General features: G+C 32.0%; 16 protein-coding genes. 6 read left to right on the plus strand and 10 right to left on the minus strand.

The window, feature by feature from the left end; genetic code table 11:
• Nucleotides 1-180: 180 nt before the first annotated feature.
• Nucleotides 181-1,377, minus strand: a complete 1,197-nt coding sequence (locus ACXAHM_RS22655) for a M20 metallopeptidase family protein (protein ID WP_474965314.1) — start codon at nt 1,375-1,377, stop codon at nt 181-183.
• Between the two features lie 43 nt (nt 1,378-1,420).
• The gene (locus ACXAHM_RS22660) at nt 1,421-2,737 is read right to left on the minus strand and encodes an ABC transporter permease (RefSeq protein ID WP_474965316.1); all 1,317 of its coding nucleotides are present in this window, start codon (nt 2,735-2,737) and stop codon (nt 1,421-1,423) included.
• Nucleotides 2,738-3,179: 442 nt separating this feature from the next.
• Between ACXAHM_RS22660 and ACXAHM_RS22665 the strand changes: the two genes are divergently transcribed.
• The 4 genes from ACXAHM_RS22665 to ACXAHM_RS22680 all read left to right on the plus strand — a co-directional run bounded on the left by ACXAHM_RS22665 (nt 3,180) and on the right by ACXAHM_RS22680 (nt 9,718).
• On the plus strand, nt 3,180-5,765 hold the full coding sequence (locus tag ACXAHM_RS22665; RefSeq protein WP_474965318.1) for a WG repeat-containing protein: 2,586 nt from the start codon (nt 3,180-3,182) through the stop codon (nt 5,763-5,765).
• Nucleotides 5,766-6,096: 331 nt separating this feature from the next.
• Nucleotides 6,097-7,548, plus strand: coding sequence for a sodium:proton antiporter (locus ACXAHM_RS22670; protein WP_474965352.1), 1,452 nt, complete (start codon nt 6,097-6,099; stop codon nt 7,546-7,548).
• Nucleotides 7,549-7,720: 172 nt separating this feature from the next.
• Nucleotides 7,721-8,752: a gliding motility lipoprotein GldB gene (gene gldB / locus ACXAHM_RS22675; protein ID WP_474965320.1), complete on the plus strand. Its 1,032-nt coding sequence runs from the start codon at nt 7,721-7,723 to the stop codon at nt 8,750-8,752.
• A gap of 381 nt (nt 8,753-9,133) precedes the next feature.
• Nucleotides 9,134-9,718 carry a DUF4822 domain-containing protein gene (locus ACXAHM_RS22680; RefSeq protein WP_474965325.1) on the plus strand — a complete coding sequence of 195 codons (585 nt, stop codon included), beginning with the start codon at nt 9,134-9,136 and terminating at the stop codon, nt 9,716-9,718.
• Between the two features lie 109 nt (nt 9,719-9,827).
• Here the strand turns inward: ACXAHM_RS22680 and hpf are convergent, their stop codons facing one another.
• The 6 genes from hpf to ACXAHM_RS22710 form a co-directional block, all read right to left on the minus strand.
• A complete protein-coding gene (gene hpf, locus ACXAHM_RS22685) occupies nt 9,828-10,142 on the minus strand; it encodes a ribosome hibernation-promoting factor, HPF/YfiA family (protein WP_474965329.1) in 315 nt (104 codons plus the stop codon).
• A 191-nt stretch (nt 10,143-10,333) separates the two neighbouring features.
• The gene (locus ACXAHM_RS22690) at nt 10,334-11,224 is read right to left on the minus strand and encodes a tyrosine-type recombinase/integrase (RefSeq protein WP_474965333.1); all 891 of its coding nucleotides are present in this window, start codon (nt 11,222-11,224) and stop codon (nt 10,334-10,336) included.
• A 163-nt stretch (nt 11,225-11,387) separates the two neighbouring features.
• Nucleotides 11,388-11,582 carry a 30S ribosomal protein S21 gene (rpsU, locus tag ACXAHM_RS22695; protein WP_044203046.1) on the minus strand — a complete coding sequence of 65 codons (195 nt, stop codon included), beginning with the start codon at nt 11,580-11,582 and terminating at the stop codon, nt 11,388-11,390.
• A gap of 134 nt (nt 11,583-11,716) precedes the next feature.
• Nucleotides 11,717-12,709 carry an ion channel gene (locus ACXAHM_RS22700; protein WP_474965335.1) on the minus strand — a complete coding sequence of 331 codons (993 nt, stop codon included), beginning with the start codon at nt 12,707-12,709 and terminating at the stop codon, nt 11,717-11,719.
• A gap of 174 nt (nt 12,710-12,883) precedes the next feature.
• On the minus strand, nt 12,884-13,534 hold the full coding sequence (locus tag ACXAHM_RS22705; protein WP_474965337.1) for a rhomboid family intramembrane serine protease: 651 nt from the start codon (nt 13,532-13,534) through the stop codon (nt 12,884-12,886).
• Nucleotides 13,521-14,504 carry a PhoH family protein gene (locus tag ACXAHM_RS22710; protein WP_474965340.1) on the minus strand — a complete coding sequence of 328 codons (984 nt, stop codon included), beginning with the start codon at nt 14,502-14,504 and terminating at the stop codon, nt 13,521-13,523. Before ACXAHM_RS22710 ends, ACXAHM_RS22705 begins: the two co-directional genes overlap by 14 nt.
• A gap of 131 nt (nt 14,505-14,635) precedes the next feature.
• On the opposite strand from ACXAHM_RS22710, the gene dacB reads away from it, so the two are divergent.
• Entirely contained in the window at nt 14,636-16,093 is a 1,458-nt protein-coding gene (gene dacB, locus ACXAHM_RS22715) for a D-alanyl-D-alanine carboxypeptidase/D-alanyl-D-alanine endopeptidase (protein WP_474965342.1), read from the plus strand.
• 192 nt (nt 16,094-16,285) lie between these two features.
• A complete protein-coding gene (locus tag ACXAHM_RS22720; RefSeq protein ID WP_474965344.1) occupies nt 16,286-19,462 on the plus strand; it encodes a tetratricopeptide repeat protein in 3,177 nt (1,058 codons plus the stop codon).
• Between the two features lie 16 nt (nt 19,463-19,478).
• Here the strand turns inward: ACXAHM_RS22720 and ACXAHM_RS22725 are convergent, their stop codons facing one another.
• Together ACXAHM_RS22725 and ACXAHM_RS22730 are read right to left on the minus strand one after the other, a co-directional pair.
• Nucleotides 19,479-21,191 carry a phosphoethanolamine transferase gene (locus ACXAHM_RS22725; RefSeq protein WP_474965346.1) on the minus strand — a complete coding sequence of 571 codons (1,713 nt, stop codon included), beginning with the start codon at nt 21,189-21,191 and terminating at the stop codon, nt 19,479-19,481.
• Between the two features lie 227 nt (nt 21,192-21,418).
• Nucleotides 21,419-22,014 (minus strand): IS3 family transposase (locus ACXAHM_RS22730; RefSeq protein ID WP_474965349.1); only part of this gene is annotated, 596 nt, incomplete at its 5' end.

The following is a 22,014-nucleotide window of genomic DNA, read 5'->3' on the forward strand; positions in this document are numbered from 1 at the left end:
CTTTTCAACAATTCTGCCAAGCAACATTTTTAAGTCATTCTGTCTTAATTCAACTGACAACGTATAAAAAACGGTTGTCATAATGTCTATTTTACTGACAAAAGTAGAAAAAAATCAGCATAAAAAAACCTTGTACATTTTATATAAATCTACAAGGCTTTATTACTTGTTTAATGATCGTTATCCTTGGAACTGAAGCTCTTTAATAGCTAACCAAGTCATTAATCCAACACCAATTTCCATGGCATCTTCATCAATATCAAAAGTAGGAGTATGTACACTAGAAACGATTCCTTTTTCTTCATTTCTTGTTCCTAATCTATAGAAACAAGCATCCATTTCTTGCGAATAATAAGAGAAATCTTCTGCAGCTAACCAAATGTCTAGATCAACAACATTATCCTCTCCAAGATATTCAATTGCACCCGCTTTATTTCTTCTTGTTAATTCAGGTTCGTTGACTAAGAATGGATAACCTTTACAGATATTCATATCTACTGTAGCGCCCATACCTTCAGCAATACCTTTGGCAATACTTGTAATACGTTCGTGTGCTTCAGCTCTCCACTCTTCATTCATAGTTCTGAATGTACCTTGTACCTTAACTTCATTAGGGATGACATTGGTAGCACCAATTGCTCTAACATCTCCAAATGATAATACAGATGGAATTTTTGGAGCAGCATATCTACTTACAATTTGTTGTAATGCAACAATAATATGAGATGTAATGACTACGGGATCTATATTTTTTTCTGGCATTGCAGCATGACCTCCTTTACCCTTTACAGTAAAATAAATTTCATCAGCACTAGCCATGTACATTCCTTCTCTAAAGCCTACTTTACCCACTTCAATGAATGGCATTACATGTTGACCGATTATTTTTGAAGGAGCAGGGTTTTGTAAAGCACCATCTTTGATCATTAATGAGGCGCCTCCAGGAAGTTTTTCCTCTCCTGGTTGAAAGATTAACTTAACAGTTCCTTCAAACTCATCTTTAATTGATTGTAAAATTTGAGCAGCACCTAATAATGAAGTTGTATGTACATCATGACCACATGCATGCATCACACCTACATTTTTAGATTTATAAGGAACATCATTTTCTTCAGTAATTGGTAGGGCGTCCATGTCACCACGCAAAGCAATAATCTTTTTATCTGGATTTTTTCCTTTAATTAATCCGATTACGCCTGTTTCTGCAACACCTTCCTGTACCTCTACACCATAACTTTTTAACTTATTGACTACAAATTTTGCAGTTTCAAATTCTTGATAAGATAATTCTGGATTGGCATGAAGATGTCTTCTATTGGCAATGATTTCGTCTAAATTTTCCTTTACAGAAGATTTAATTTTATCGATTAAACTCATGATATATATTTATTTTGTTTGTATCAATACTATTATTTAAAACTTATCGTCCAGCATTTTTCATTGCATTTCTTGCTGGAATGATAGAAGCAAAAAGAGTAATTGTAGTTACAGTAAGGCAAATAATTAGAAAGTCTTCCCATCTTGTTTCAACAGGGTAAGCATCAAGGATTCCATTGTTGGCTCCTGTACTAATCCATTTGAATTTCTCTTGAGTAAAGCAGAAAATATATCCTGAAATCAATCCAAAAATAGCCCCTGATAAAGCAACTAAGCTCCCTTCGAATAAAAAGATTTTACCTATCATTTGTCGAGTTGCTCCCATAGATTTTAAAATGCTCATATCATGTCCTTTTTCGATAGATAACATTGCTAACGCAAAGAAAACATTAAAAGAAGCAATACCTAGAATGAGAGCAAAAGTACCATATGTGAAGAATTTTTCAATTTTCAATGCTCTTAGTACTTGAGCTTGTTGTTCGGGCCTTGTTTTGATGATAAAGTCATTGCCTAGAAGTTTTTGTAATGATTTTTTGACTTCATTTGCTGTAACTTCATCCGTTGTTTTTATTTCTAAACCTGTTCTCAAGTTTTCATAATTCAGAAGAGAATTCGCAAACTTAAGAGATACAATTACTGTTGCTTGATCGAACTGAGGTTCAGCAACAAAAACGCCTCCTGCTTGTATGATTTTTTTATTGAATGCTTTAGTTGGATCCAAAGAAGCTTTTCCTTTACGTTTTGGATACCAAAATTGTAAAGGATACATACTATCTCTAAGCCTTAGTCCAAGTTCTTGATAAACACCAGAACCTACCAATGCATACCTTGTATCGTTGTTAAAAAGTTTATTGGTTCCTAAAACAACAGTAGTATCAATTTGTGTTTGTTGAGCAAAATTCTCACTCACCCCTTTCATTGTAACTACTTTTTGTTTGTTGTTATAAAGAATAAGTACTTTATCTTCAATAACTTCTGTGATTGCTGAAATACCTTCTACTTCCTCTATTTCATTTCTTAATGTCCATGTATAAGGAAAAGATTTCCCATTAGCAGGAATGATTTTTAACTCTGGATTATGTCGATTAAACATACCTGTAAGTGTTTGTTCCATTCCATTGAAAAGAGAAAGAACAATCACAAGTGCTGCAGTTCCAAAACCTACACCTATCATTGCAATATTTGATAGTGTTTGAATGAAATTTTGTTTGATAAACCGTTCAGCTAACCCTTTATAGGTTTTGCGAATTTTTTTGGGAGAGAAAGTAAATAGTACACCGATTGCCTTTCCAAGAAATATTAGGATACCAAAAAACATTTGAACCACTAAAACAATAAGCATAAGTGGTATACTTTTCATATTCCTTTGAGAAATGAAGTATCTTTTGGCAACAAAAAAAGGAAGACCTGATTTAGACATCTATTTTTAAAATTAACTTAGTCACAAAGTTAAACTTCACTTTGAATTCTTAATAACAAAGAGTGAATTACTTCTTCATTTTGTGAAACAAAACTTTAAATTAGGAAAAACAGTGATTAAAAGTACGTAATTGAAGGATTTATAATTGATTTTGGTGTATAGTTATATAATATCTTAACTTTGGCCTTATAAATAGAACGAAAGTAATGAAGTTGATATTCAGATTTTAGTAAAACTACCAACCAACTAAAAATGTTTTCTGAAGTTGATTCATTAAAACTAAATAGCAAATACGATAATATTGAATATATTTTTACTTCTCATAAATATTAGAAAGGCAAAAAAACTAGTCCTTTTGCTACTTCTTTTTATGTTTACTAACATGTTACACGCTCAAAGTGTTAATACATTTTGGAAGTGGGCATTGAAAGGTGAATATGAAAAAGTCGATAAAAAATTACAAAAAGAAGATGCTGTAAATTCAAATAGTGCTGTTCTACAATCAGTTGTAGGTTTGTATTATTTACATGCAACAGACCACATAAACCTTGATACATCTTATCAACATTTTCAGATAGCTGATTCATTGTGGTCAGAGTCGGATGAAGATGAAAAAGAAGATTGGTTGAAAGGAAATGTTTCGGAAGATTCGATTATTTTTTGGCTCAATCAAGTTGAAGAATTAGCATTTATACAATGTGAAGAAGAAATGGAAGAGGAGAGTTTTGTAGCCTACATTAAACGTTTTCCTAATTCATTATTAATTCCTAGAGCTATCGAACTTCGTGATAGCTTGGGTTTTGAAACAGCAAAAGAGGAACATAGTTATACTTCATATGAGGCTTTTGTTCGTACTTATCCAAATGCAAAACAGGCTGAGGAAGCAAAAGAGAAATATGAACTTTTAGTATTTCATTCAAAAACAAAAGATGCGGATGAGAAAGCATTAAGTAAATTTTTGAGAGAACATCCTGATAACCCACATCGTGAAAAAGTAGAGGGACAGCTATATACACTCAGAACTGAAAATCGTTCTACTTCAGATTATATTCAATTTATTAGAGATTATCCAAAGAGTATTTATGCTGATTCTGCGATTACACATTTATGGTATTTTACTCCAGCAAAAGACAGTATTCTTTTAACCTATCCTGGTTGGAGTGAAAAACAATATTATCAATCTGTTTTAGATCATAATAAGCAGCTTTACCCTGTTATCCGTGAAGATGGGATGGTTTTCATGGAGAAAAATGGACAAACTTTCCTTCAAGATCAATTTACTGATGCAAGTAATACTTATAACTGCCAAGGAACTCATGACCGTTATTTAGAGGTCACAAAATCTACTGGAACTGGATGGGTCGATTGGAAAGGAAAAGAGGTTGTTGCTTGTCAGTATGATGAAGTAAATCCACTTGATGAAGGACTAGTGAGTGTCAAGAAAAATGGGAAATATGGCGTTTATGCATTAAATGAAGGAGAGTGGTTACCATTGCAGTATGATCAAGTATTAAGGATTAGTAATCGATTGTTCGGCATTCGTAAAAAAGCAAGATGGGGAATTATTTCTATTGAAGGTGATGTGAAATTTCCTTTTGAAGCAGGTCAATTAATTCATATTTCTGACAATATGGTATTGATTATGAAAAAAGGGAGATGGGCAAACTATAAAGAAATAGATATCCATAATGGTAATATTAAAACAGATGATTCAATATTTCATTTTGAAGGATATAAAGTGTTGAATGATCAGTGGTATGCTCTTTCTGAAGAAGGAAAATGGTCTATTTATTCTCCTAATGGTAAAAAATGGAACAAAGGAAAAGGATATGATGAAATAAAAGATGCTCCGGATGAATCAGGATGGTTTGTCCGTCAAGATACTTTATGGCAGTTGATGAATTATGACCTTACTGTGAAAATTGATTCCATGTTACTTCCTGTAGAAGTCAAGAACCGTGGAGTAATAGCGAAATGGAGAAACAATTGGACTGCATATACTTGGGAGGGGGAAAAAATTAGTTCACATCAATCAGATACTATGTCATTTATCAATGATGATTTAGATTTACTGATCGAAAAAGATAAAGAATATTGGGTGCGATTTAAATCTGGTAAAGCCTTGAGTATGAAAAAATACTCGAAATGGAATGTTACTCATATTGAAACAGATTCTTTACAACCTGCATTTCTTTCAGTAAAAAGTAAAAAGAACAAAAAGTTTGCATTAGTGAGTGAATCAGGAACGCAAGTGATGACTCCTCAGTTTAGTAAATTAAATGTATATCCTGAAGGTTTAGTGGTAGCTAAATATGGTTCTTCAGAATTTCTTTATTCTGTTAAAGGTAAAAAAGTACTGAAAGAAGGATATACTTCGATAAAATATGATAATGGTGTATTTCATTTAATGTTGAAAGGTAAGTATGGATTATATGTTCCAGATTCTTCTTTTAAAGTGTCACCTCAGTTTGAAGCTCCATTAAAGAAAACACATTTAGAAAAAGAAGGAATAACCCTTTGGTTAGGGAAAAAGAAAGGTCTTTACGGATTATTGACTTTAGCCAATGCGGATCAAGCAAGATTATATTATGATAAAATGGAACCTATAACAGACCGTTTTTCATTTGTATGGGAAGATGAAAGATGGAAGTTGTTGGATGTTAAGGGAAACGTTATTGTAATGGAATGTGATTCCTATGAAATTTTTCCAATGAAAGAAAACACGTTTTGGATTAGATATAAAAGAAATGGTAAGATAGGAGTATTTACCTCTCAATATGGAAATTGTATTTATCCTGAGTTTTCCACAATAGAAAATATGGGTACATTGTATGAGCCATTATTTAAAGGAAAGCAATATATTTATCAAGCCAAATTAAATGTATTACTATATATGGATTTACAAGGAAAAGTTGTACATCAATCAATCTTAAATGAAGATCAATATAAGAAAGTAGAATGTCAATAATTACAGTCGTTTAAAGCTCAACCTTCTAAAAAGAGTTTAAAGAATTGTTAAATCTTACTTAAGGAAGGGCTATATATACATTTGTTGAATTATGTCATTGTTTTAATTTATCTTATTTTCATAAAATAGCATCGCAGTTATAGAGGATAGATAAAAGAGTGTAAAAGATTGACGATACAACAATCAGAATTTTAAAGATTAAAAATGAATTCTTCCTTTCTCTTAAGAAAGAAGAAGATGCATCTTTCTAATTACATTTTTGCATCAAGTACGATATTAAAAAATTATGAAAAAGAAATTAATACTTCTACTGTTGTCTTTGGGAATTGGCATGTCTGTAGGAGTAGCTCCTGCCCTAGCGAGTGGAGGTGGTCATCCAGAAGCCGCCGCTTGGTCAGTAATACCATTTGCAGCACTACTAACGATGATTGCTACGGGCCCTCTTTTCTATGAAAAGTTCTGGCATCACAATTATCCAAAAGTAGCTGTAGGTTTAGCTGGAGCAGTCGTTTTATATTATATAGTTGGTTTACACAATACGCATGCACCAATTCATGCTTTCTTTGAGTATTTCCAATTTATAGCCTTGTTATCAGGTCTGTATATTGCTTCAGGCGGTATCATGATCAATGTGGATAGAAAAGGTACACCAATGGTAAATACCTTATTATTGGTTTTTGGTGCAGTAATTTCAAATATTATTGGAACAACTGGAGCATCAATGCTTTTAATTAGACCATTTATGCGTCTTAATCAGGAAAGAATTCAGCCTTACCATATCGTATTCTTTATTTTTATTGTAAGTAATGTAGGTGGAGCATTAACTCCAATTGGTGATCCTCCACTATTTTTAGGTTTCTTGAAAGGGGTGCCCTTTGAATGGACATTAATTCATAGTTTACCTATGTGGACTTTTGCTATTACTATTCTAGCAGTTATTTTCTTCTTTTTCGATAAGCGATTCATCAATAAAAGAAACTTATTATTTGATGAGGATGAAGAAAGAGAGTATTCAAATAAAGTAACAATCACAGGGAGTAAAAACTTTGGATGGTTGGCTGTTTTAGTAGGGGCGGTATTCTTAGACCCTTCAAAATTAGGTTGGTTACCAGGTATTCTTCAAACACATGATGGATTCTCTATTGGATTTTTAGCTGATTTAGAACATCATGAAGGTGCTACATTATTCTCATTTATCCGTGAGATTATTATGCTAAGTGTTGCATACTTATCATTTAAGTTAGCAGACCAAAAAGCAATCAAGGGTAATGAATTTAACTTTGAACCAATCCGTGAAGTAGCATTTATCTTTATTGGTATTTTTGGAACTATGATGCCTGCTTTAGAGTTGGTAGCCAATTTTGCTAAATCTCCAGAAGGTGCAGCAATGATTAATCATAATTCATTGTACTGGGCGACTGGCGCACTTTCAGGAATTCTTGATAATGCTCCAACTTATCTCAACTTCTTTACTGCTGCAATGGCCTCTAAAGGTGCTGATATAGGAGTAGTGAAAGATGTAATAGACTTTACAAATGGTATTGTTCAAGGCTCTGCAAGTGCTGAAGCAATTTTAGAATTAACAGCTATATCTGTGGCAGCAGTATTCTTTGGAGCAATGACATATATTGGTAACGGACCAAACTTTATGGTAAAATCAATTGCTGAACAATCAGGTGTTGAAATGCCATCATTCTTCGGTTATATCTTACGTTACTCATTACCAATTCTATTAAGTGTATTAGTAGTAGTTTGGTTAGTTTTCTTTGCTTTTGCAGGATAATTTAAGTTGATTTTAAAGGAAGATTAAGTTCTTTCATAAATGATATAATAATACCTGAAGTGTTTTCCTAGCACTTCAGGTATTTTTTTGTCCTTTGAAATTTTGAAGAGGTGTTGAAAAAAGATAGTTTTGGGTTAATGAATTAAATTCTTTTTTAGCACCTTATTTTTTTATGAAATATTCATTTCCCCATTTAATACTAAATCTAGTTGTCCTACTATTTGTCTTTTCTTGTGAATCAAGTTCAGAAAAGGAAATACCTGATGTATCTGATATCAAAGTAAATGTAGAAGTTAGACGATTAGAAAAAGAGATTTTTGCCCTCAATTCAAAAGATGAAATTGTAAAATTCTTGATTGAAAACCCTGAAATAGAACAGAAATACTTTTTACAAGCAGGGTTATTTCCAAACAGAAGCTATTTAGTAGAGGCTTTGTGGGACTTTAGACAAAAAGTTGAGAATGATACCTTAATGATGGATGCAGAACGAGTGTTTGGAGATTTTGAGGTTCAGAAAAAAGAATTTGAAAAAGCTTTTCAATACATTAAATACTATTACCCTGATTTTGTACCGCCAAAAGTATATACTTCTATATCTGGATTTTCTAATTGGGGATTTGGAGGAGATGTTTTAGATTTTGGTGATTTCATTGTGGTAGGATTAGATTACTTTGAAGGTGAAACAGCCACATTTAGAGTACCGGAAGTACCTCTTTATATTTTAAAGCGTTATTCACCGGAATATATGGTTCCCTTTACGATTCAAATGATGTCGAATAGATGGAATAAAGTCAATCCCAATGACCGTACAGTACTGTCTCATATGATTGCTTGGGGCAAAGCTTATGAATTTGTGGATGATGTGATGCCTTTTGTACCAGATACTATTAAGGTGGGATATACAGCTCAGCAATTACATGAAGTAGATTATAACGAAGGATTTATTTGGGGGCATTTTGTGGAAAATGAATTACTCTATAAGTCTGAGAGAATGACTGTAAAACGTTATGTAGATGATCGTCCAACAACTTCAGAGGTATCAGGTGATAGTCCTGGTAGGTTAGGACGTTGGCTAGGTTGGAGAATTGTGGATAGCTACATGAAATCTCATCCAGATGTGACATTGTCCGAACTGATGTCAAATGATAACGCTCGTCAAATACTTCAGCAGTCAAAGTATAAACCTTTGAATAGGAAAAAGTAATGAATGCTAAAAAGTGTTTTAATAATGAATTAAATAAGTCTAATCGCAAATAAATATTAGATAAGTTTAAACATTCTTAAAGAATTAGCAGTGTTCTTTTATAATATTTAATATTGATAAGTGAGGATTGAATAACAGTATTTACACATATCAAATTTTTCGTTATCCATTGGTAAGCTCAGCTTATTCAATGTGATTAAAAGAATTTATTTATATCCTCGTTTATTGAGCCTCCCATTTTGTCTTACAGAATGAGGAGGTTTTTAATTTGATTTTATTAACGAATGAACTGTGTTGTTAGCATTGTGTTTGTTAAACAATATATGTTCGAACAAACAATTTTTTATACTTAGTACTTAAATCTTAAAGTAAAAATCAACAATGAAAAAATTACTTAGTCTTTTTATTCTTTCTTTAGCATTTATTGCTTGTGACACAGATGAAACTCCAGTACAATCAAGTCTAGACCAAGCAAAAATGTCTATCGTAAGTGCTTCTCCATGGGTAACAACTGCTGTATATAGAGAAGTAAATGGTGAAATTGATAGAAGTGTAAATTTCATTGACACTCCTTTGGCGTCTGGAACAATTAGTTCAGCACAGTATAGTAATTCTTCTTTTGTTTTTGTTCCTGTTAATCATATAACTGGAGAATTTGACTTGAGCAATGAAGGTATTTTAAATAATCATGGATTATATGAGATTGCAGAAGAGGGTGATAATTTAGTAAGAAACATTACATGTACATTTTTTGGGTACTCAAACAGTAGAGTAATCACTGAGATCAATGATAACATGTTTACGTATAAGTTTATTCCTTCAGCTGAAAATGGTAATATTGATAATTCTTATTACTATGTTGAACATGAACCATATAGTACAATTTTTCCAGAGAAGACATATCCATCAGCATTACAATCTCAAGTTGATGAGTTATTTTCTACAATGGATTTAGACTGTAGCTAATTGAATACAGATTAATAAAACAGAAAGGCAGGTTACTTTATAGGTAACCTGCCTTTTTTGCATCTTTTATATTATAAACTTTTAGCGTTATACGTTTTTGGCTTAAGGATTAAGCGCCCGATTTGTCTAAAAGTTTTTCTTTATGTTTTTTTACTTGACGACGTAAAGACTCTGTTGCTTCATCAGCTGCAGCTTCAAAAGAAACGCCATGTTTCTTCGCTACTAAGATATCACCTGGAATATGTAGTTTAATTTCCACAACCTTGTTATCTCGACTATTGTCACTATTTTTTTCTACTCTTAAGTATACTTCACCACCTGTAAATCGGTCGTAAAAAGTTTCTAATTTATTTATTTTACCCTCGATAAAGTCGATTAATTTTTGATCTGCTGTAAAATGTATTGATTGGATGTCGAGTTTCATATTCTTACAGTTTTTAAGTGTTATGAAAAATTTTTTTTTAGGAAAAGATGCTTTCCAATATCTCTTATTAATAGATAAATATTGTGTAGTATAACACCTTGCTAAAAGTATTAATTTTACCGTTTTGTTATAACTTATTTAACGGTGTTAATTCAACTTGGTTGCCTCAAAATACAACATTTTTTGAGAACTTAGGCCTTTTTTTTTCCTGCTCTAGGATGGGCCTGAGCATGCACTTTTTTCATTCTTTTTAAGGACGAATGTGTATATATCTGAGTAGCAGAAAGATTAGCATGTCCAAGTAGTTCTTTGACATCATTCAAAGCAGCTCCATTCTCTAAGAGATTAGTTGCAAAAGAATGCCTTAAAATATGTGGACTTTTTTTTCCTGCTGTTGTATTCAGCTCCAAATACTTCTTTACAATGGCGTAAAGTTGTTGATACTTCAAGGAGGAACCCTCTTGATGTATGAAGAGGTCGGGGTTTTGATGTGCTTTTCTATTGCTAAGGTAAATTTTTAATTGTTGAACTAAAACAGGGTGAAGAGGAACGATACGCTCCTTATCACGTTTACCTAAGACCTTTACCGTATTTTTATAAAAGTCTAAGTCGTTGATTTCTATTGTCAATAACTCATTTGCTCTTAAACCAGTTCCATAAAGGAACTCAAAAATCAATTTATTTCGAATTCCATCAAAAGAATCATCAAAAATATCACCTTGTAACATGTTATCCATTTCCTTCGACTTTACATATTGTGGTAGTCTTTTAGGTGTTTTGATCACATGAATGGTTTTAGAAGGGTCTACCTCAATTATTCCACATTGTTTAAGGTACTTATAAAAGCTTTTTAAAGAAGTGCTTTTACGGTTAATACTTCTTGGGTTTAAGTCTGCTTCCATTAAAGAAGCGATCCAAAGTCTGACTTCCGCTTTTGTTGCTTTTTCTAGAGCAGTATTTTCATCTTCTTGTTTTAAAAAAGACTCAAATTGTTTTAGGTCAATACTATATGCAGTAAGTGTATGTTTACTTACTTTTTTTTCAAATTCTAGATAAGTTAAAAAAGATTGGAGTGTTGTCATATATTGTTATTGGTACTTCTACAAAATACAGTTTTTAATTAGAATATGAAAATTTTGTAGAGATAATAGGAGGGAAAAGTTCAACTTTTTATAGAAATGCTATAAATGCAAAAAGCCTATCAATTTGCATTGATAGGCTTCTTTTTTGAGAACTCAAAAGAGATTAAGCACCTTGCTCAGTTCTCATTTTGATTTTGTAAGCTGTTTTGATAGCTTTTTTACGGTCAGCTACAGATTGCTTCTCATAGTAAGCACGTGCACGTAATTGACGTAATACTTTTGTTCTCTCAAATTTCTTTTTGAAACGCTTAAGAGCACGGTCGATAGACTCGTTATCTTTTACTTTAATTTCGATCATTATATTCTCCTTTTAATAAGGTATTTTCAAATTCAATTCATGATTTCGGATCGCAAATATAATCAAGATTTATAAAAAAGGAAAATGATTTGCAAAAATAATGAATAAGATTTCTAAATGATTCTTATTGATATTCAATCTTGTAGTGTGGAAATTTGACTTTCAATCTTGTTCCAAGGGAAGTTTTCATAGGTGGCTAAGGATAAATAATCCCCTTTTTCTAAGATTGTATTAGGAGAAGGACATGAATCAGTCTTTCCATTTTTGATCAAAGCAAGCACATTACATTGGTATTCTGAGTCTGAGGTAGTTGTCAATAATTTGAATTGAAAATCCTTCCAAGTAAGGCCTGCAGCATGATTTACAGTCACTGTCATGGGATTAGCTCCATGTGTATTATAGAGTAGATCTTCGACAACCATTGCTGAGTATGGATCTTGACATTCTTGAACAATTGCTAGAATAGAAAGATCAGCATTAATATATGTTGCATCTGTATTTTCAAACATCCAAGCATTTCCTTGATCTACTAATACAAATAAGATCCTTGTTCCTTTGGTAATGAAACGATCTAGAAGATCTACGGTGGTTTTAGTAGCACCATCTGCAATGGTAGAGTGCCTATCTGTTGGGAATACTACAATGGTCTTATTTTCATTAACCCCTGCTTCTAAATATGTCTTCTTTTGTAAAGGACACCCTTTGATAAAATGTATATTCGGTAGTTCTTGAATTTCTTCAGGTAATGCTTCAAGATTATTATCAACAAAACAAATACCTACAGTTTTTTCAACAACTCTTAATTCATCTATAAAATGTTTAGCTAATGCCACACCAGGGAAGTTAAAAACAACATAACCCTCTTTATATGGATTTTTCATAAAGCCTAGTCTCTTTTGAATTTTGTAATATTCTTTATAATCAAAGGCAGCACTGAATAATGCTCCAACAAATGCGATACTAACTGTACTTAGTATCATGGTAATAATACGGCCAAAGAGTGTTTCTGCAGGTCTATTACCATAACCAACAGTAGTTGCAGTTTGCCATGTTTGCCAAATCGCCTCATTCCATGAGACTTCTTCTACAAATTTAAAAAGTATAGCAAACAGAATATTAACCGCCATAGTATAAACAAAGATCTTTTTTAATCTTGTATATACCTCACTGTCTTTGTGCAGCTGAAAGCGCCGAAATATATTGAAAATCATATTGTCTGTCTGTAATTGCTATTTCTAGAATAGTGTTGTTAAAATCAATGGATTAAATATACACGAAAATTGAATCCGTTTCAATAGATATTATTTATCTTCTTTATAATGATATTTGAATTCTGGAGATTCTAGGTTGCGATAACCTTCAAATGAAATGTCATCTTCTACTTTTAAGGGTGGTTTTCTAGAAAATTCAGTTTCAACATGTCTATAATAATAGGCTAATACGCCACCGACAATTGCTCCTGATAGATGTGATTCCCATGAAATTCCATCATCATTTGGCACTAATCCTACTAACATTCCATGATTCAAGATTGCAATACATAATGAAATGATTAATGAACCGGGATTTTTCTGGAAAATGCCAATAAAAAATAAAAAAGAAGCGATACCATAAATTACCCCACTAGCCCCAATATGAAAAGATGGTCTTGCAAATAACCACACCATTAATCCAGTATAAACAGTAAGTAATCGTAAGATTTTGGAAGCTATTTTTGGAATGAAAAAATAAAGAGAGAAAGATAATATGGCAAAGGAGACTGTGTTAGAGAAAAGATGTTTGAAACCTCCATGTATAAATGGATGAAAAAGTATACCAAACGCTCCTAATCTATCTCTAGGGTGAATTCCAAATTGATAGAATTCGACACCTAAAGCTACTTCAAGTAACTTTAGGAGCCAAGCTACCAATATTAGAAAGAAAGTAATTTTAGCACCTCTATTTATTTTCATTTTTTAGTGCTTCTTTTTCCGCTTTCTTCTTATCATCCACTTTTTTGTAAGCAGAAATAATACTTTTCACAAGTCTATGACGTACCACATCTTTTTGAGTAAGATGCATGACTTTAATTCCTGGAACGTTAGATAAAATTCTTGAAGCTGTAACTAAACCTGATTTTTGACGTGGTGGTAAATCGATCTGAGATTCATCACCTGTAATCACCATTTTTGAATCAGGACCAAGACGAGTTAATAACATTTTCATTTGCATCTCAGTCGTATTCTGTGCTTCATCCAATAAAACGAAGGCATTAGAAAGTGTTCGACCTCTCATGTATGCTAACGGAGCAATCTCTATAACTCTATTTTCCATGTAGAATTTTAATTTTTCTGATGGAATCATGTCATCAAGAGCATCATAAATAGGTCTTAAGTAAGGGTCAACTTTATCTTTTAAGTCACCTGGTAAGAATCCTAAACTTTCACCGGCTTCTACAGCAGGCCTAGAAATAATAATTCTCTTTACTTGTTTATTTTTAAGTGCTTTTACAGCTAATGCGGTTGCAACATAAGTTTTACCAGTACCAGCAGGTCCCAATGCAAATACCAAATCATTTTTCTTGATGGCATTGACCAGTTTTTGTTGGTTACTTGTTTTTGGTCGAATGGCAATACCTTTCGCTCCATAAAGTAAAATCTCATCTTTTATATCCTCATCATGTAGATCTGCATTCATTTCTACATAATCCAATACATTATCAACAGTTACTTTACCAAACTTTTTGTAATGAATTAAAAGTTCATTGATGGCTTTATGTACTTTGATAATTTCTGCACTTGTACCCTGAATTCTGATTTCGTTTCCTCTCGCGATAATTTTACTATGCGGAAAAACAGTGGCTAACTCTTTAATGTTGCTATTATCTACACCTAAGAAGTCCACTAAGGCTACATCATCTAATGAAATTACTTTCTCTATCAAATGCTTATATATTTAATTTTTTACTGTTCTTTTTTACATAAACTACCTTGTGGTAGTAAGAATTAATTAGTTTATACTAACTTGTTCAACGGTCAAATTTACCTAAAATTTGAGAGATAAACGAAGTTAACATGAATACTAATCAAAGAAAATCATTCTTTCTCACTTTCAGTAAGATATTATTTTTTAGTCTAATTCTCCAATTTTTATTTTTTCAAAGCTTTGCACAAACTAAAAAAGGAAATGTAGACAAGGCTTTTAAGACTTTTTTAGCACATGATTGGATGAAGGGTGCCTCTGTTTCTTTTTATGTTACTTCTGTAAAAGGTAAAGCATTTGATTTTAATTATGATGGCAAAAGAGCGTTAACTCCAGCTTCGATTACAAAATTATTGACAACATCTTCTGGTTTAATGTATTTAGGAGATAATTTTCAATTTGAAACAAAAATCAGCCATACTGGAAGTTTTGAAAATGGTATTTTGAATGGAGATTTAATCATTCATGGTGGAGGAGATCCAACATTAACTTTAATGGCATTAGATAGTGCAGTTAAAGCAGGCTTACCAAATTTAAAAGAAATAAAGGGTAAAATAATTGCTGATGCAACATTGTATGGTACGCGAACAACACCTCCAAATTGGGTTTGGGAGGATTTAGGGAATTATTATGGAGTAGGTGCTGCTTCATTAAATCTAAATGATAATATGTTTAAGCTATATCTCAAAACAGGTTCTACTGGATCTGTAGCTAAAATAAATAGTATAGTGCCTCAACCTCCTTATCTTCATGTCACTTCAGAAGTAACCGCAGGACCTAAAGGTTCTGGAGATAATTCTTATATTTTTTCAGCTCCCTATTCAAATTCTCACATCATTAGAGGTACTTTACCACCAAACCGCTCAAACTTTAGAGTTAAGGGGGGGGTGACAGATCCAGATTATCATACGATTTGGATGCTTACTGATACTCTACAATCTCAAGGAGTTACTCTCAATAAAAAGGCTTTAAAAGTAGCTTATTTGGAAGAAGAATTGCCGACTTCGAAATATATAAGTACCGTCAAGTCCAATGATTTATCTTGGATTATTGATAAAACAAATAAAAAAAGTATCAATCTATATGCGGAATCGATTGCAAAGTACGTTAGTAAGAAAGAGACGGGGTCAATTGTAGCAGATAGTATATCTAGAACAACCTTTAATAAGTTAGCCTCTATCGGGGTAAATGTAGAAGGAATCTATTTAGAAGATGGAAGTGGATTGTCACCCTATGATGCTTTTTCTGCCTATCATATGACTTCAACTCTAAAAGAATTATATAGTGAACCTCAGTTTGATGCTTTCTATAATTCTTTGGCTATTACAGGTGTTTCAGGAACGCTGAAATATTTTTGTCGATATAATGCAGCCAAAGGAAAGGTTCATGGAAAAAGTGGTTCCATGAGAAGAGTAAGAAGTTATGCGGGCTATATTACTACAAATTCAGGAGATGTTTTAGCCTTTACTTTTATAGTAAATAACTTTTCGTGTAAAAGTAAAACAGTAAGGAAGGCAATGGAACCTGTAATTGAGACGTTAGTAAAATAGTATTATTCTAATAAAGAGTTGAATTAATGTGTATTTTTGACAAATAAAATTTTTTCAAAAGCTTTGTTCGACGACATGATGTTATGTACATTACACCATAATTATCAAAATCACCTTTATTTTTAATAATATCACGGCTATTGATTTTTTAATATTAAGTATTATCAAGAAGATTTTAGACTAGCAAGGTATATGTTTACAAAAAAATTAACTCGTTTAATTTTAGTACTATTCGGATTTATTTTTCTTTCTATACAGTCTTATGGGCAAGACATACAAGAGTTAAAGTCCGAAATTTCAACTTTACCCGAAGGGAGAACAAAAGTTGATAAACTGATCCAGTTAGCCCAACTAGAATTAAATAAAAGTAATTTTACTTCAATGCAGAAAAGTGCTGACGAAGCATTAAAAATTTCTGAAGAAGTAGATTATAACATTGGTAAGGCAAAAGCCTTAATGATGTATTCTACTATGCACAAACTTCGTCGTGAATTTAAAATTGCAATTGACTATGGTCTAAAAGCAATTAAAATTTTCGAAGAGGAAAATCAGCTCGAACCATTGTATCTGGCATATGGTGAACTCTGTTTCTTATATCAAGATTGGGGCATTATTGAAAATGCAATCAACTTTGAAAAGAAGGCATTAAAGGTCGCTGAAAAAATGAATGACTTGAGTCGTCAAACTGAAATTTGGCAGTTATTAGGTGGTTCTTATCTACAATTACAAAATTTTGAAGAGGCATTAATCTACTTTAGAAAAGCTGCAGAGTATCATAATTCTCAATATCAGTTATATAATAAAGAAGAAGATTTACAATCACATAATTCTATTTTATCTAAAATTGCCCAAATTGAGATGAAAAGAGGTAATTATGAGATTGCAAAAGATGTCAATTTTAAAATCTTATCTTACAAAGAAAAGTTAGGAGATGAAGAAGGAACACACGTGCCTCTAAACGATATTGGTTATTGCTATCAGATGCTTGGTAAGAGTGAAAAAGCACTTAAATATTTCCAAAATGCTCTTGAAGTCAATAAGAAATTTGGTAAGCCTGAATCACAGAATACTACGCTACTTATTAATATTGGTACTCTTTCAAATCAAAACTATAGATATGGTGATGCTTTAAGAGCCTATGATGAAGTACTTTCTATCAGAATGAAGCAAGGACAGCCAGGTCCAATCGCAATGGCTTATTCTTATAAAGCAACGGTTTATTTTGGTAGAGAAAATTTCAGTGAAGCAAGAAGATACTTTAATAAATCATCAGAATATGCTCGAATGGCTGGGGATACTGAACGTTTGGAAAAGAACTATAAGCAGATTGCCGATATTTATATTAAAACAAATGATTATAAAAGAGCATTTTATACTATTAAAGAATTGAATACTCTTAAAGATAGTATCATTGTTACAGAAAGAAATAAGTATAAGAAGAATGCTGAAGCAAGGATTGCAGCGGAACAAAAAGAGAAAGAAATTGATCTTTTGGTGATGAACCAGAAAGTGGCTGTAGCTCAAATGAAGAAATTGGAGGAAGAAAATGCACGTAAAGCAAAAGACCTTGAACTTCTTCAACGTGAACAATCATTAAAAGAATTCCAAATCAAACAACAAGAACTTGAGCAAGAAAAGAAAGATCAAGAGTTGTTGATTACTTTAAATGCTTTAGAGACAGAAAGAATTGCTAAAGAAAGAGAGTCATTAATTAAAACAAAAAGACTGAATGAATTAAGACTTCAGCAAAATGAAATTATCTCTGAGCAAAAGCAGAAAGAACTTCAAAAGCTAGAAGAGGAGAATAAGCAGCGTCAAGAGCTTATCAACGCAGCAGAAACTCAAAAAAAGTACTATATCATTATGGTGGTACTCTTGTTTATTGTAATTGGTGTAATTATCACTGGTTATGTTCAAAACAGAAGTAAGAACAAGAAGTTAGCCAATAAGAATAATGAGATTTTAGGTCAAAAAGTTGAGATCGAAAAGCAAAGAGATGCCCTAGAGTCTGCAAAAACTCAAATTGAAAAAGCATACAGTAACATTCAAGTACTATCTGAATTTGGCCAAAAAATTACGGCTATTTTAGATTTAGAATCTATTAACTGGACCGCTTATGCTTATGTCAATACACTTATGGATGCTGCTGTTTTTGGTATCGGTATTTACAGAGAGAAATTTGATAAAATTGAGTATATCAACTTCCTTGAAAATGGAATTAGCTTACCATTATTTAGTTACGATATGGACAAGAAAAATAGCTTGTCAGTACTGTGCTATAAATCAAGTGAGGAAATTGTAATCAACGATTACGATAGTGAAATAAGTAATTTCTTAAGAGAAGACCCAGATTTTAAAACATCTGAAATTCCAAAATCACTTGTATATCTACCTTTGATTACTGAAAAACCTTTAGGTGTTCTTACTGTACAGAGTTATGGTCGAAATTCATATTCTCGAAACGAACTCAACATCTTAAGAACGTTAGCCTCTTATGTAGCAATTGCTTTGACCAATGCAAATGCGTATCAAGAGATTGAAAATCAAAATAAGCATATTACAGATAGTATTCGATACGCTCAAACTATTCAAAGAGCCATTCTACCATCAAATGCAAAATTACAAACAGGTTTACTAGAAAACTTTGTCTTCTTCAAACCTAAAGATATTGTATCAGGTGATTTCTATTGGTATTCAAGAATTGACGAGAGAAAAGAAAAACTAACTGGAGGTTTCTCAAAAGACGATGTTACAGAGAGAATCTTTATTGCAGCTCTTGATTGTACAGGTCATGGTGTACCAGGTGGTTTCATGTCGATGATTGGTAACACATTATTGAATGAAATTATTAACCAGAAAGAAATATTTGATCCAGCAAAAATCTTAGATATGCTAAATGAAGGTGTAATTGATGCCCTTCATCAAGAAAATAAGAGTAATGATGATGGTATGGATGTTTGTCTATGTATGATAGAAAAAACATTGACAGGAGAAGATAGAATCGTCTTCTCTGGAGCAAAAAGACCTTTGTATATTATGCAACCTGGCTCAAAAGAACTTATTGAATATAAAGGAGACAATAAATCTATTGGTGGTGTTCATAAGAGAAAATCATCTAAGATTAGTTTCTCAAATACAGTGATTGATGTGGTGAAAGGATCGTCGGTTTATTTAACGACCGATGGTTTGCAAGATCAAAACAACAAACATGGTAAGAAATTCGGTAAGATTAAGTTGATTGAAGTATTAGAGCAGAACGCAGATAAGCCGATGCTTGAACAGAAATCAGCTCTTGAGAAATCTTTAGATGAACATATGGGAGTTATTCCTCAAAGAGATGATATCACCATATTAGGTGTTAGATTATAAAAGAAGAAAGCAGTCATTATTGACTGCTTTTTTTATGATTAATATTGTAGTATTTCGACTTCTTATACATGGCATCTTTTGCCAAAACACTATCATAATCTATAATATTATTCACTCCAATGTAAGGATCGTATATTAAGTGTTTATCTCTAGGTTGGTATGAAGTATCGACTAAAACATATTGATCAAGTTTATCTTTAGAAGTGAAATTTCCTAAGGCAATTAGCGTATGAAAAAGGTCTTGTGATTCAATTCTTTTTTTACGGTTAAATTCTAAAGCTGAATACTCCCTTTTATATTCTTTTTTATATTCATCATTTGCATAAATAATAAAAGGTACTTCTAATAAAAATTGCGTTGAAAAAGTGCCATGAAAACTCAATTGTCTACTATCATCATAGAAGTTTTCACCATGATCAGAAATATATAATACTATTGTAGGTACTTGTAATTGATCTACAAAAGAAAATACATCATCTAAAAAAATATCTGTGTATCGAATTGTATTTAAATATTGATTTATTAAAGTTTCTTTTTCATCTAACCCATTGTCCATAGGAGGAAATAAGTCTTTTGGATAGCGTTCATCGTACTTAGTGTGAGATCCGGAAGTCTGTAAAATCACAAAATTCTTATCCTTAAATTGAGGTGAAAGTGATTTTAATTTTTGAGATAGATTTAGGTCGTAAGCAATTTTACCAATTTGATCATTATAATGAGAATAAAAATATTGATCCGCTTCAAATCTATAACTGTCAAGAATACTTAGAGGCAATTTAAAATGAGGCCTTGTGTCAGCATTCAAATAGAAAGTTTGAAAATTAGCTTTATTGAAATAAGAAGTTATAGAAGGAGTTGAATAAATTTCATCGAAAGTCTCAGAAGTATTTTTACTTAAAACTAGAGGAACTGCTCTGAAAGTACTAGTAGCATTTGAATATGCCGATTCATAAAGGATTACATCTCTTTCTTTTAATAAAGGGTTGTTTTTCTGTAAACTTCCATAAAGCTCCCAAAAGTCTTTTCTAGAAGATTCACCAAGTACTAAGATGATATTTATAGGTTTATTTTTAGCATCATAAATCGTAATCGGATATTTCTCAATTTCTTTAATTCGATCTTTATTTTTTCCACTTGTTCTAAATAGATCAACAGTTGCATTAGCCAATGATAAAGGGAAATAAAGATTATAAACATTATAATAGTTTTGTTTAAAAAAGATGGCAATGATAGTTAAAACAACTAATATGGGTAATTTCTGAATTGTATTTAGTCGAATTTTTGAAGTGAAAATTAATCTGAAAATACTTAGTAATACTATGATTAAGAGTATAGAAAAAGGGATTATTACAGCCCAGCTTGAATGAATAAATTCAAAACTTTCTTTTGGATTAGAATTTAGAATAGCATTTAATACTTCTGTGTTTACGGGAAATTGATTGATGATATAATTTACTACTGCAAAATAATTTATGACTATCAGCGAACAGATCCATAATGTACCTAGTAATCTATTTAAGTAAAGGATCGAAATTGAAAGGATAAATAAAATTATACTACCTAAAAATGGATGGTTAGGTACTCTCAATGCACATTTTGAACAATTGATATATTCTTTTAATTCATCTTGGAAAATCAGCCATATTAAATCATAAGAACATGCAAAGATGTAGATGATGAGGAATAGAGAGAGTGTTTGTAATATTTTTTTATTCGTTAACCTTGGCATTTACAGAAGCTGATTTAATACTGTCAAGTAGATTTTTTTGATAGAAATAATATTTAGACTTTTCAAGTTTTGATTCTAATTGGAGGATGGAGTCGTAGGATATATTTAATCCTTTTGAATGCATAGTTAAATCATTATAGTTACCCCAGTAGTTCGGACTGTCTAAGCGGAAAAGATAATTATCTTTTTTTGAGAGATTCAGCTTCAAATCTTTTTTAAAACCCATTTTATGATTTGTCAAGGCTGGTCTGTGTTGCGCATGCGGCAGACCATTCATCTTGGCCTTTACAACTCATAGAATGTGGTTTTTCTTTTGGTTTTGAGCTTGTGTCTCGGCGACCTTTCTCAAAGATATAGAAAGGTTTTTGATTATCGATTGAACTATGTCGTCTTTCGTGATTATAGTAAGCCATATATTCTATTATACCTAAAGCTAACTGATGACCATTACTATAAGAATGTTTATATATTTTCTCATATTTCAAACTTCGCCAGAAACGCTCTATAAATATATTATCAGTTGCTCTTCCTTTGCCATCCATACTGATGGTTACACCTTGACTAATCAAGTATTCTGTAAATACATCACTTGTAAATTGTGCCCCTTGATCTGTATTGACAATTTCTGGAACCCCATGCTCTTCTATACATTCCTGTATCGTTTCTTTGCACCATTCTGCTTCCATTGTATTGGAAAGAGACCAGCCTACAATGTAACGGCTGTGTATATCAATTACAGCCATTAAATACATAAAACCCTTTTCCATTGGAATGTAGGTGATATCGGTCGCCCATACTTGATTTACTTTATTAATGACCATAT

This window comes from Flammeovirga sp. AWQ4_249, from assembly GCF_056161045.1.